Source organism: Methylobacterium sp. AC433, from assembly GCF_979253015.1.
Genome location: NZ_CEEDBN010000019.1, coordinates 53,129 through 66,160, shown reverse-complemented (window position 1 = coordinate 66,160; position 13,032 = coordinate 53,129). Strand labels below are relative to the sequence as shown.

9 protein-coding genes are annotated in these 13,032 nt (G+C 70.0%); 4 read left to right on the top strand and 5 right to left on the bottom strand.

The features are described from left to right. Positions 1–9: 9 nt before the first annotated feature. The 5 genes from AC0IWM_RS21010 to AC0IWM_RS20990 form a co-directional block, all read right to left on the bottom strand. Positions 10–804 (bottom strand): ABC transporter ATP-binding protein, encoded by a 795-nt coding sequence (locus tag AC0IWM_RS21010; RefSeq protein ID WP_056469275.1) that lies wholly within the window; start codon positions 802–804, stop codon positions 10–12. A 12-nt stretch (positions 805–816) separates the two neighbouring features. Continuing rightward, complete coding sequence (ntrB, locus tag AC0IWM_RS21005) at positions 817–1,683, bottom strand: nitrate ABC transporter permease (protein WP_471758189.1); 867 nt, start codon at positions 1,681–1,683, stop codon at positions 817–819. Then, positions 1,683–2,972 carry a CmpA/NrtA family ABC transporter substrate-binding protein gene (locus tag AC0IWM_RS21000; protein WP_471758187.1) on the bottom strand — a complete coding sequence of 430 codons (1,290 nt, stop codon included), beginning with the start codon at positions 2,970–2,972 and terminating at the stop codon, positions 1,683–1,685. Before AC0IWM_RS21000 ends, ntrB begins: the two co-directional genes overlap by 1 nt. A gap of 410 nt (positions 2,973–3,382) precedes the next feature. After that, positions 3,383–4,399 (bottom strand): CmpA/NrtA family ABC transporter substrate-binding protein, encoded by a 1,017-nt coding sequence (locus AC0IWM_RS20995; protein WP_471758185.1) that lies wholly within the window; start codon positions 4,397–4,399, stop codon positions 3,383–3,385. A gap of 13 nt (positions 4,400–4,412) precedes the next feature. After that, the gene (locus AC0IWM_RS20990; RefSeq protein ID WP_056469287.1) at positions 4,413–5,000 is read right to left on the bottom strand and encodes an ANTAR domain-containing response regulator; all 588 of its coding nucleotides are present in this window, start codon (positions 4,998–5,000) and stop codon (positions 4,413–4,415) included. 345 nt (positions 5,001–5,345) lie between these two features. Here AC0IWM_RS20990 and AC0IWM_RS20985 point away from each other — a divergent pair, with 345 nt between their 5' ends. The 4 genes from AC0IWM_RS20985 to AC0IWM_RS20970 all read left to right on the top strand — a co-directional run bounded on the left by AC0IWM_RS20985 (position 5,346) and on the right by AC0IWM_RS20970 (position 13,001). After that, a complete protein-coding gene (locus AC0IWM_RS20985) occupies positions 5,346–5,894 on the top strand; it encodes a hypothetical protein (RefSeq protein ID WP_471758183.1) in 549 nt (182 codons plus the stop codon). A gap of 145 nt (positions 5,895–6,039) precedes the next feature. Continuing rightward, positions 6,040–7,944, top strand: coding sequence for a glycoside hydrolase family 15 protein (locus AC0IWM_RS20980; protein WP_471758181.1), 1,905 nt, complete (start codon positions 6,040–6,042; stop codon positions 7,942–7,944). A 51-nt stretch (positions 7,945–7,995) separates the two neighbouring features. After that, the gene (gene tkt / locus AC0IWM_RS20975; RefSeq protein ID WP_471758179.1) at positions 7,996–10,071 is read left to right on the top strand and encodes a transketolase; all 2,076 of its coding nucleotides are present in this window, start codon (positions 7,996–7,998) and stop codon (positions 10,069–10,071) included. A 107-nt stretch (positions 10,072–10,178) separates the two neighbouring features. Beyond that, the gene (locus AC0IWM_RS20970) at positions 10,179–13,001 is read left to right on the top strand and encodes a bifunctional transaldolase/phosoglucose isomerase (protein ID WP_471758177.1); all 2,823 of its coding nucleotides are present in this window, start codon (positions 10,179–10,181) and stop codon (positions 12,999–13,001) included. Positions 13,002–13,032 lie beyond the last annotated feature (31 nt).

The window sequence follows — 13,032 nt, the reverse complement described above, 5'->3', positions numbered from 1 at the left end:
GACCCGTCCTCAGGCCGCGATGGCGGGCTTGGCGTGGCGCGCGTAGAGGAATTCGAGCACCTCGGCGCGGGCGTGCGTGTAGGTCGGGTCCTCCACGAGGTCGAGGCGGCGGCGCGGCCGCTCGAGGTCGACCCGCAGGATCTCGCCGACGGTGGCCGAGGGACCGTTGGTCATCATCACGATGCGATCGGAGAGGAGCACCGCCTCGTCGACGTCGTGGGTGATCATGATCACGGCGTTCTTCAGCCGGGCATGGATGTCCATGAGCGAGTCCTGGAGATGGGCGCGGGTGAGCGCGTCCAGGGCCCCGAAGGGCTCGTCGAGGAGCAGGACCTTCGGCTCCATCGCCAGGGCGCGGGCGATGCCGACGCGCTGCTTCATGCCGCCCGAGATCTCGCTCGGGCGCCGGTCGGCGGCGTGGGTCATGTTCACGAGCGACAGGTTGTGGTCGATCCAGGCGTTGCGCTCGGCCTTCGACTTCTTGCCCTTGAAGACCTTGTCGACGGCGAGCGCCACGTTCTCGCGCACGGTGAGCCAGGGCAGGAGCGAGTGGTTCTGGAACACCACGGCACGGTCGGGACCGGGGCTGTTCACCTCCTTGTCCTCGAGGAGCACGCCGCCGGTGGAGGCCTTGAGCAGGCCGGCGACGATGTTGAGCACCGTCGACTTGCCGCAGCCCGAATGCCCGATCAGCGAGACGAACTCGCCCTTGTCGATCTTCACGCTGACGTCGCGCAGGACCTCGTTGGTCCGGCCCGAGCGGGTGAAGCTGATGCCGACGTTCTCGATGCTGAGATAGCTCATGGGGATCCCTCCTCAGGCCGTCGCGGTGCCGCGGGTGACCAGGGTGCCGACGAAGGCGACGAATCGGTCGAGGATGAAGCCGATGATGCCGACATAGACGAGGGCGACGATGATCTCGGAGATGTGGGAGGAGTTCCACGCGTCCCAGATGAAGAAGCCGATGCCGACGCCGCCGATGAGCATCTCGGCCGCCACGATGGCGAGCCAGGACAGGCCGACGCCGATGCGCAGGCCGGTGAAGATGTAGGGGGCCGCCGAGGGCAGCATGATCTTGGCGAAGAACTCCAGCGGGTTCAGGCGCAGCACCGCCGAGACGTTGCGGTAATCCTGCGGGATGTTCCGGATGCCCACCGCCGTGTTGATGATGATCGGCCAGATCGAGGTGATGAAGATCACGAAGATCGCCGAGGGCTGGCCGTCCCGGAAAGCGGCGAGGGAGAGGGGCAGCCAGGCCAGGGGCGGGATCGTGCGCAGCACCTGGAAGATCGGGTCGAGGCCGCGCATGGCCCATTCCGACTGGCCGATCAGGGTGCCGGTGAGGATCCCCACGATGGTGGCCAGGGCGAAGCCGAGGGCCACGCGCTGGATGCTGGCGGCGATGTGCCAGAACAGGCCCTTGTCGGTGCCGCCGTTGTCGTAGAACGGGTGGGCGATGATGTCCCACGCCTCGGTGACGACGCGCGAGGGCGGCGGCAGGCCCGCGCCCGGGCGCGCGCACAGCATCTCCCAGATCACCAGGAACGCGATCAGCACCACGACGGGCGGGATCAGGTTCTTGGCGATGGTGTTCAGGGTGGCCGTCGTGACGAGGGGCGCCCGCTTCGGCTTGGCCGGCGCGGCGACGACCGGGCTGGCGGCGATGGTGGTGGTGTTGGCCATCACGCGATCCTCTTGATGCCGAGGCTGGACAGGTAGGCGGCGGGATCGGCCGGATCGAAGACCTTGCCGTCGAAGAAGGTCTCCTTGCCGCGCGAGGTGGAGGCCGGGATCGCGGTCACGCCCAGCGCCTTGGCCGCCTCGCGCCAGAGATCCTCGCGGTTCACCTTGGCGATGAGGGCCTTGGTGTCGGTCTGCGCATCGAACTTGCCCCAGCGGATGTCCTCGGTGAGGAACCAGAGGTCGTGCGACTGGTACGGGTACGAGGCATTGTCGTCCCAGAACTTCATGATGTGCGGGCTCTTCTCGACCACGCGGCCGTCGCCGTAGTCGATGGTGCCCTTGATGCGGCCGGCGACGTCCGAGACCGGGACGTTCATCCACTGGCGCTTGGCCGCGATGGCGGCGACCTCGTCCTTGTTCTCGGGCTTGTCGCACCATTGCTGGGCTTCGAGCACGGCCATCAGCAGCGCCCGGGTGGCGTTCGGGTACTTTTCCGTGAAGGAGGCCCGCATGGCGAAGGCCTTCTCGGGATGGTCCTTCCAGAGCTCGCCGGTGGTGAGCGCGGTGTAGCCGAGGCCCTGCTGCACGAGCTGCGCGTTCCACGGCTCGCCGACGCAGAAGCAGTCCATCGTGCCGACCTTCATGTTCGCCACCATCTGGGGCGGCGGCACGACGATGGTCTCGATGTCCTTGTCCGGGTCGATGCCGCCGGCGGCCATCCAGTAGCGGATCCAGAGATCGTGGGTGCCGCCCGGGAAGGTCATGGCCGCCTTTACCGACTTGCCGGCGGCCTTCTTCTTCTCGATCGCGGCCTTGAACACCTTCGCGTCGAGGGCGACCTTCTGGTCGAGGTATTCCTTGGCCACCGAGATGCACTGGCCGTTGGTGTTGAGCCGGGCCAGGATCTGCATCGGCACGGGGACGTTGTTCTGCGTCACCCGTCCGGCCGAGATCAGGTAGGGCATCGGCGTCAGGATGTGGGCGCCGTCGATGCCGTTGCCCTCCGAGCCGAGGACGAGGTTGTCGCGGGTGGTGCCCCAGGACGCCTGCTTGAGCACCTCGACGTCGGGCATGCCGTGCTTGGCGAAGAAGCCCTTCTCCTTCGCCACGAAGAGCGGGCTCGCGTCGGTGAGCGCGATGAAGCCGAGCTTGGCTCCCTTCACCTCCGGGCCGGCGCCCTGCGCGAAGGCGCCGCCCGGCAGGGCGGTGCGGGCGAGGGCTGCCAGGGACAGGGTCGCGGCGGCTCCCTTCAGCAGATCACGGCGGTCGTTGCGGAAACCGTCAGTCATCGAACCCGACACCTTTGAAAGCATGGAGACCCGCCAAAGAAAAAACCGCCGACCAAGCACATCCATCGAACGCCGGATTTGCGTTCCGTGGGGGACTCGGGTCAGCGGCTCTGCCGACGGATAAGGCTCGTCATCGTTGGCGAGCCGTCCTGCATCTGCATGGGGCGTGCCAAGTCCGGCCCGCCAGCCGGATCAAGGCGATGCGGGTTCGATCGGAACCGTTCCAAGATCTTCGTGGCACAGGCTTTTGTCGAGAATGCCTCACCGCGCCAGGGTCTCTGCGCCGCCGCGGGAGCCTTCGGAGGCCCCCTTCGAAGGGTGCGCGCCGTGCGCGCCTGCCGTGCCGCGCGCCACTTGTCGCACTGCACAATCCGCGGGCAGGTTGCCGGTGCGGGAAGCAGAGCCCCGGCTCAGTTCCCGAGAGCCGCGGCGTAGAGGTCGGGCCGGTAGATCGCCCGCGCGCGCGCGGCCTGGGCCTGGGTCGCGGTGATCTGGCCGGCGGCGTCCATCTGGCCGAGGATCCAGTCCGCGTGTCCGGGCGACGGCGCCGCCGCCTCCGCGCCGAACATCACGAAGCGCCCGGCGCGCTGCTCGGTCCCGTCGGGGTCGACCACCACCGTGCCGGCCAGAGCCCGGCGGACGAGGCCCGGATCGATGCCGAGGTGGCTCGGATGGGCGAGCAGGCTCGCCAGCTCGCGGTGGTTCTCGGGCGCCGCGCACCAGTGCCCGGCCCGGTGCACCGCCCGGATCAGGGGCGCGCTCGTCTCCGCCGCGAAGGCCGGCAGGGCCAGCACCTTTTCCGGGCAATCGGGGGCGAGGTCGCAGCCGAAGGCGGCGATGCGGCCGTAGCCCTCCGCCACCGCGACGCTGTTCCAGGGGCTCCCGACGCAGAACCCGTCGATCTGTCCCGAGCGCAGGGCCTCGGCGATCCAGGGCGGCGGGATCACCACCAGCCGGACGTCCGCGTCGAGGTCGAGGCCGCCGCGGGCCGCGAAGATCCGGAGCTGGTAGGTGTGGCACGAGAACGGGTGCACGGTGCCGAGCGTCAGGGGTCGACCCCGCGCGACCCGTCCGCGCGCGACACGGGCGAATGCGCGGGCGATCGTGTCGAGATCGTCGGCCTCTGGCGCCATCTCGGCCCAGAGCGGGCGCGAGACCGTGACGGCGTTGCCGTTGAGGCTGAGCCCGAGGGGTACGACGAGGTCGGTCTCGGGGCCGCTGATGCCGAGGGCGCTGGCGAGGGCGAGGGGCGCCAGCATGTGGGCCCCGTCGAGGTGGCCGAGCGCCAGCTTGTCCCGGAGCGTCGCCCAGGAGGGCTCGCTGACGAGGTCCACCGCCAGCCCCTCGGCCGCGGTGAAGCCGCATTCCACGGCGGCGATCAGGGGCGCCGCGTCGATGAGCGGGACGTATCCGAGGGCGAGTCTCATCCGCGCGGTCCCCTCATCCCAGGAGGTCCGCCGCGGTGACGATCGCGCGGGCGATGTCGGCGATCTTGCGCTTCTCGTTCATGGCCTTGCGCCGCATCGTCCGGTAGGCCTCCTCCTCCGAGAGGCCCTTGGCCGTCATCAGGATCCCCTTGGCCCGCTCGATGAGCTTGCGATCGGCGAGCTCGCCCCGCGCCTCCGACAGTTCGCGCTGCAGGCGCGCGAAGGCGTTGAAGCGCAGGATCGCCACGTCGAGGATCGAACGGATGCGCTGCGGCTGCAGGCCGTCGACGACGTAGGCGGAGATGCCCGCATCCATCGCCGCCTGCATCATCGGTACGTCCGAGCGGTCGACGAACATCGCCACCGGCCGCTCCACGTGGCGCGACAGGCCCGACATCTGCTCCAGGATGTCCCGGCTCGGGCTCTCCAGGTGGATCACGACCACGTCCGGGTTCAGGGCCGCCACGCGGGCCGGCAGGTCGGCCGTGTCCGGCAGGACCACGACGCGGGTGAAGCCAGCCGCCGTGAGCCCCTCCTCGAGGATCGCGGCGCGCGCCCGGCTCGGATCGATCACGGCGACGGTGAGGGTCGGCTCGGTCATCGGGGTCTGAGAATGGATCGGAACGGAGAGATGCGGCAGGTCGCTGCCGGGCTGAGGACTGCCATGTTCCGTCGGCGGACGACAGGAGAACCTGAGAGAAAATTTCAGGCGGAGCTTGCCCAGGCAAGCGCCATGCCTGGATAGGCCTCATGCCCGGACCGGATCAGTGTCAGACCCGGACGACCGTTACCGTCGGGAGAGGAAACAGCCCAGGTTCCGCCGCAAACGGACGGGCTAATGCCGTCGGCCATCGGACCGATCGTCGAATCACGTAGCGAGGTGACCCGAATGTCAGCGTGCACGCCCCCTGCTCCCTCGGCGTTCGACATGGGCACGGCGCGCGGCGTGACCCCGCCCCTCCTGCCCACCCTGATGATGGCGGTGATCCTCGGCGCCGCCTCCTACCTCTGTCATGAGCCCACGGCCGTGGCGCCTCCCGCATCGGTCCCGGCGACGGCAGTCGCGGCCGCGCCCGAGGCCAAGGCCGAGACGCTCCACATCCCGGCGCCCCTCGCCTTCCAGACTCAGTTTCCGCTGGCGATGGTGGCCCAGGCGGAACCGGCGCCCGTCGTCCAGGCTCACCGGTCCATCCCCCGGACGGTGACCCGCCTGACGGCCCCCCGCCGGGTCGAGGCGCCCCGTGTCGCCGGCAAGACCTCTCCGGCGGACAAGCCGCTGCCCTTCGTGGCGGAGGTCGAGGCCGCCACTGCCCTCTCCGACGGGGACGAGGGCGTGCTGCCGGAAGCCGCCCTGCCCTTCGCGCCGACGATCCGCGCCGTGACGCGCGCCGGCGCGGCGGCCGGCGCCTTCGTGGGTGCGCAGGGCGCGGCGCTCGGGGCCGGGACCACGACCCTCGGAGCCGCCGTGTCCGGCTGGGTCGAGCGCCTGCGCTGAGGCCGGTCACCGTTTCGCGCGGAATGCGCGCGGCAATTGCCCCGCCGACCCTGGACCCTGCCCCGTTCGGGGACTAGGTGGACGCCAGCGATGATGCACCGCCGCGCGCCGCGTGACGGCCGGCTGCGCGGACACGAGGACCTGGATGGCCGGACGGATCGAGGATTACGCGCTCGTCGGCGATGGCCGCACGGCTGCGCTGATCGCCCGCGACGGCAGCGTCGACTGGCTCTGCTGGCCCCGCTTCGACTCCGCCGCCTGCTTCGCCGCCCTCCTCGGCACCGAGGATCACGGCTACTGGAAGCTCGGCCCCGTCGAGGAGGCCACCACCACGCGCCAGTATCGCGAGGGCAGCCTGGTCCTGGAGACCCGGCACGAGACCGCCGGCGGCAGCGTGCGGGTGACCGACTACATGCCCGCCAACGACGGCGCGCATCTCGTGCGGATCATCGAGGGCCTCGAGGGCTCCGTGCCCATGCGGATGCGGCTGCGCGTGCGCTTCGACTATGGGCTGGCGGTGCCCTGGGTCTCGCACAACGAGCTCGGCGACCTGCGCGCGATCTCGGGGCCGCACAAGGTGGTGCTGCGCACCCTGGTGCCCACCCACGGGGAGGACCAGACCACCGTCTCCGACTTCACCGTGGAGGCCGGCCAGAGCGTGGCCTTCACCCTGAGCTACGGCGCCTCCCACGAGGACGACCCGGCGCCGATCCAGCCGCGCAAGGTGCTGTTCGAGACCGACCGTTACTGGCGCGACTGGTCGAGCCGGGCGGCCTCGGGCACGCCCTGGGACGCGATCCTGAAGCGCTCGCTGCTCACCCTGAAGGCGCTGATCTACCAGCCCACCGGCGGCATCGTGGCCGCACCCACCACCTCCCTGCCGGAGGATCTCGGCGGCGTGCGCAACTGGGATTACCGGTTCTGCTGGCTGCGCGATTCCACCTTCACCCTCATCGCCCTGATGGATGGCGGCTACATCGACGAAGCCCGCGCCTGGCGCGACTGGCTGGTGCGCGCGGTGGCCGGCAATCCGGAGCAGGCGCACATCCTCTACGGCATCGCCGGCGAGCGCATGCTGCCCGAGATCGAGCTCGACTGGCTCCCGGGATACGAGAATTCGAAGCCCGTGCGCATCGGCAACGCGGCGGTGGAGCAGTTCCAGCTCGACGTCTACGGGGAGATCTTCGACGCGCTCTACCAGGCGCGCCAGCGCGGTCTCCAGGGCGACGCGGATGGCTGGCGGGTCGGCGAGGCGCTGCTGCGCCACCTGGAGAAAGTCTGGTGCACCCCGGACGAGGGCATCTGGGAGGTCCGCGGAGGGCGCCGCCACTTCGTGCATTCGAAGGTCATGGCCTGGGTCGCCTTCGACCGGGCCATCCGCTCCTTCGAGGAGGCGGAGACCCGGGAGCAGGACGAGATCCGCACCACCGGCCTCAGCCATCGGCCAAGCCGCGCCCGCGACGTCCCGGTGGGACGCTGGCGCGAGATCCGCGACCAGATTCACGCCGAGGTCTGCGCCAAGGGCTTCGACCCGGAGCTGAACAGCTTCGTGCAGTCCTACGGCTCGAAGCGGCTCGACGCGAGCCTGCTGCTCATCGCCCATATGGGCTTCCTGCCCCAGGACGATCCCCGGGTGGTCGGCACGGTGGAGGCGATCGGGCGGACCCTGATGCGGGACGGTTTCGTGCTGCGCTACGACACCGAGAACCAGACGACCGACGGGCTGCCCGGCGACGAGGGCGCGTTCCTGCCCTGCTCCTTCTGGTACGCCGACAACCTCATCGGCCTCGGGCGCTGCGCGGAGGCGCGTACGCTGATCGAGAGGCTGATCGGCGTCTGCAACGATGTCGGATTGGTGGCGGAGGAGTATGATGTGGAGGCCCGGCGCCTGGTGGGAAACTTCCCGCAAGCCTTCAGCCACGTCACGCTGGTGAACACCATTCTCAACTACAGCCGGGCCGAGGGTCCGGCCAAGGAGCGGAGCAGCGGCTCCGCGGATGCCGGATCCCCGGGTGCGGCCCCGCCCGCCCCCCAACGGCGCGACGCCTGAGCGTTCCGGACGCCCACGGCGAACAAGCCCAGAGATGAAGGACGACGAGCAATGAGCGGAGCAGACACCAAGCCGAACGCGGCCCTGAGCGAGATCGACAAGCTCAGCATCGACACGCTCCGGACGCTCGCCATCGACGCGGTGCAGAAGGCCAATTCGGGCCATGCCGGCGCCCCGATGGCGCTGGCGCCGGTGGCCTACACCCTTTGGAACCGCTACCTGCGCTATGACCCGGCGCACCCGCACTGGCCGAACCGCGACCGCTTCGTGCTCTCGGCCGGCCATGCCTCGATGCTGCTCTACGGGCTGATCCACCTCGCCGGTGTCACCGAGAAGGACGGCGGCAACGCACCCGCTCTGACCATCGACGACCTCAAGAACTTCCGCCAGCTCGACAGCCGGACCCCGGGCCACCCCGAGTACCACTTCACCACCGGCGTCGAGACCACCACCGGCCCCCTCGGCCAGGGCGTGGCGAACTCCGTCGGCATGGCGATGGGCGGCCGCTTCCTCGGCGAGCGCCTGAACCGGCCCGACCTGCCGCTGTTCGACTACAACGTCTACGCCATCTGCTCGGACGGCGACCTGATGGAGGGCGTCGCCTCGGAGGCCGCCTCCATCGCCGGGCACCTGCGCCTGTCGAACCTGTGCTGGATCTACGACAACAACACCATCACGATCGAGGGCCATACGGAATTGGCCTTCTCGGAGGAGGTCGCGGCCCGCTTCCTCGCCTATGGCTGGCAGGTCCTGCGCGTGGCCGACGCCAACGACGTCCACGCGGTCTCGTCCGCCCTGGAGACCTTCCTCCAGTCCAGCGATCGCCCGACGCTGATCGTCGTCAACTCGATCATCGGCTACGGCGCGCCCAAGAAGCAGAACACCGCCAAGGCCCACTCGGACGCCCTCGGCGAGGACGAGGTCAAGGGCGCCAAGCGCGCCTATGGCTGGCCCGAGGACGCGCAGTTCCTGGTGCCGGACGGCGTCTACGACAATTTCCGCAACGGCATCGGCAAGCGCGGCGCCGAGCTCTACGCCACCTGGGAGGGCTTCTTCCACGAGGCCAGGGCGGCGGACCCGACCCATGCCGAGGAACTCGACGCGTATCTCGAAGGCCGGCTGCCGGACGGCTGGGACCGGGACATCCCGGACTTCGCGGCGGACGCCAAGGGCCTCGCCACCCGGGAATCCTCCGGCAAGGTGCTCAACGCCATCGCGCAGCACGTGCCGTTCATGCTCGGCGGCTCGGCCGATCTCGCGCCGTCCAACAAGACCAACCTGACCTTCGAGGGCGCCGGCTCGCTCACGCCCTTCGAGCCGGGCGGCCGCAACATCCATTTCGGCGTGCGCGAGCACGCGATGGGCTCGGTCGTGAACGGTCTCGGTCTCGTCGGCCTGCGCGCCTACGGAGCCACCTTCCTGGTCTTCGCCGACTACATGCGTCCGCCGATCCGCCTGGCGGCGCTGATGGAGGTGCCGGTCTTCCACGTCTTCACGCACGATTCGATCGGCGTCGGCGAGGACGGCCCGACCCACCAGCCGGTGGAGCAGCTGCTGACCCTGCGGGCGATCCCCGGCCTCGTCACGCTCCGCCCGGCGGACGCCAACGAGGTCGCCGAATCCTATCGGGTGATCATGGGCCTGAAGGACCAGCCGGCGGTGCTGGCGCTCTCCCGCCAGCCCCTGCCGACCCTCGACCGTGCGAAGTACGCCCCTGCCTCCGGCACGGCGCGAGGCGCCTACGTGCTGGCCGATTGCGAGGGCACGCCGGAGGTCATCCTCATCGGCACGGGCTCCGAGGTCCAGCTCTGCGTCGGCGCCTACGAGGCGCTGAAGGCCGAGGGCGTGAGGGCCCGCGTCGTCTCGATGCCGTCCTGGGACCTGTTCGAGCGCCAGGACGAGGCCTACCGCAACAGCGTGCTGATCCCGGACGTGCTGGCCCGCGTCGCCGTCGAGCAGGGCTCTGTCATCGGCTGGGACCGCTACGCGGGCTCGGCCGGCACGATCATCGGCATGCACACCTTCGGCTCCTCGGCACCGATCAAGGACCTGCAGACGAAGTTCGGCTTCACCCCCGAGAAGGTGCTCCAGGCCGCCCGCGACCAGATCGCCCGGCACAAACGCTAGGGCTCACGAACGTGGTCACCTCTCCCTTCATGGGGAGAGGGCACAACCGGTGATATCTATCGGCGACGCGGCTCCAGGCCCGGCGCCCGGACGACGAGGAGTTTTCCATGAACCCGCTCAAGGCTCTCTTCCCCGAACAGGGTCAGGCCGTGTGGCTCGATTTCGTCGCCCGGGGCTTCGTGGCGCAGGGCAAGCTCAAGGCCCTGGTGGACGAGGACGGCCTGCGCGGCGTCACCTCGAACCCCTCGATCTTCGAGAAGGCCATCGGCGGCTCCTCGGAATACGACGACGCGCTGAAATCCGTGATGGACACGGGGGATGCTCGCGTCATCGACCTCTACGAGGGCTGCGCGGTGGCCGACATCCAGGCCGCCGCCGACGTGCTGCGCCCGGTCTATGACGGATCCGACGGCGCCGACGGCTACGTCAGCCTGGAAGTCTCGCCCTACCTCGCCCTCGACACCGAGGAGACCCTGGCGGAGGCCCGTCGCCTCCACAGGATGGTGGCCCGCGACAACCTGATGGTGAAGGTGCCGGCCACGCGCGAGGGCATCCCGGCGATCCAGGCCCTGACCGCGGACGGCATCAGCATCAACGTCACGCTGCTGTTCTCGGTTGGCACCTACGAGGCGGTCGCCCGTGCCTTCATCGCCGGGCTGGAGGCCTTCGCGGCCAAGGGCGGCGACGTTTCGAAGGTCGCCAGCGTGGCGAGCTTCTTCATCAGCCGCATCGACGTGGCCGTCGACAAGGCCCTGGACGAGGCCGGCGGCTTCGACGACCTCAAGGGCAAGGTCGCCGTCGCCAACGCCAAACTCGCCTACCAGCGCTACAAGGCCATCCATGCCGAGCCGGCCTGGCAGGCGCTCGCGCGGAAGGGGGCCAAGGCCCAGCGCCTGCTCTGGGCCTCCACGGGCGTCAAGAACAAGGCCTATTCCGACGTGCTCTACGTCGAGGAGCTGATCGGCCCCGACACCGTCAACACCATGCCGCCGGCGACCATGGACGCGTTCCGTGACCACGGCACCGTCAAGGCCGCCATCGAGAGCGACGTCGCGGGCGCGCAGGCCGTGATGGCGCGCCTCGCCGAGGCCGGCATCGACATCGAGACGGTCGCCGACACCCTGGTCGACGAGGGCGTGCAGCTCTTCATCGATGCCGCCGACAAGCTCCTCGGCGCGGTGGCGGCCAAGCGGATCGACTTCCTCGGGCCCAAGCTCGACGCACAGACCCTGGTGCTCGGGGAAACGCTCGGCGCCGCCGCCAAGAAGGCGGTCGAGGAGTGGCGCGCGTCCGGCAAGATCCGCCGGCTCTGGGCCCACGACAAGACCGTCTGGAGCGGGGCCGACGAGGATCGCTGGCTCGGCTGGCTGCGCATCGTCGAGGACGAGCTGGAGCGCGTCGCCGAATACGAAGCCTTCGCCGAGGAGGTGCGGGCGGGCGGCTTCACCGACGTCGTCGTGCTGGGCATGGGCGGCTCGAGCCTCGGCCCGGAGGTGCTCGCCGAGACCTACGGCAGCTGCGAGGGTTTTCCGACCCTGCGCATCCTCGATTCCACCGACCCGGATCAGGTCCGCGAGACGGAAGCCGCGATCGCGCTGCCCACCACGCTGTTCATCGTGGCGAGCAAGTCGGGCTCGACCCTCGAGCCCAACGTCTTCCGCGACTATTTCCTCGGCCGGATGAAGGAGACGGTCGGCGCCGACAAGGCCGGCGCGCACTTCGTCGCCGTCACCGATCCGGGCTCGGCCATGGAGAAGGCCGCGAAGTCCGACGGCTTCCGGAAGATCTTCTACGGCGTGCCGCAGATCGGCGGGCGCTACTCCGTGCTGTCGGCGTTCGGCCTGGTGCCGGCGGCGGCCTCGGGCATCGACGTGAAGACCTTCCTCGACACCGCCCGCACCATGGTCCGCTCCTGCGGCCCGGCCGTGCCGCCGGCCCAGAACCCGGGCGTCCTCCTCGGCACCGCCCTGGGCGCGGCTGCGCTCACCGCCGGCCGCGACAAGGTCACGATCATCGCTTCGCCGGGCATCGACACGTTCGGCGCCTGGGCCGAGCAGCTCATCGCCGAATCCACCGGCAAGGCGGGCAAGGGCCTGATCCCCATCGACGGTGAGCCGGTCGACGTGCCCGCCGTCTACGGGCGCGACCGCTTCTTCGTCTACCTGCGCCTCGACGGACGCGCCGATCCCCACCAGGACGAGGCCGTCCGCAACCTCGAGCGCGAGGGGCACCCGGTGGCGCACATCACGCTCGCCAACGAGGAGCAGCTGCCGCAGGAATTCTTCCGCTTCGAGATCGCCACGGCGGTGGCGGGTGCGATGCTCGGCATCAACCCCTTCGACCAGCCCGACGTCGAGGCGAGCAAGATCGAGACGAAGAAGCTGTTCGACGCGGCCGAGAAGAGCGGCGCCCTGCCGGGCGAAACGCCGATCTTCGCCGACGCGACGATCGCCCTCTACGCGGATGCGGGCAATGCCGCCGCCCAGCCCCAGGCCGCCGAAGGGCTGGAGGCGGCCATCGCCGCCCACCTCGCGCGGGCGAAGGACGGCGACTACGTGGCGCTGCTGGCCTACGTGGCGCGCAATCCGAGCCACCACGCGATCCTGCAGGAGGCCCGGGTGGCTCTGCGTGACAAGCGCCGGCTCGCGACCTGCCTCGAATTCGGGCCGCGCTTCCTGCACTCCACCGGGCAGGCCTACAAGGGCGGCCCCGATACCGGTGTGTTCCTGCAGATCACCGCCGACCCCTCGGCCGATCTCGCGATCCCCGGCCGCAGCCTCGGCTTCGGCACGGTGGTGGCGGCCCAGGCCCGGGGCGACTTCGCGGTCCTGGCCGAGCGCAGGCGCCGGGCCCTGCGCGTCCACATCAAGGGCGGCGGTGTCGAGGCGGGCCTGAAGCGTATCGCCGCCGCGATCCGGGCGGCGCTGTAGCGGCGGTCGCTGCGCGACGAACCCCGGCCCC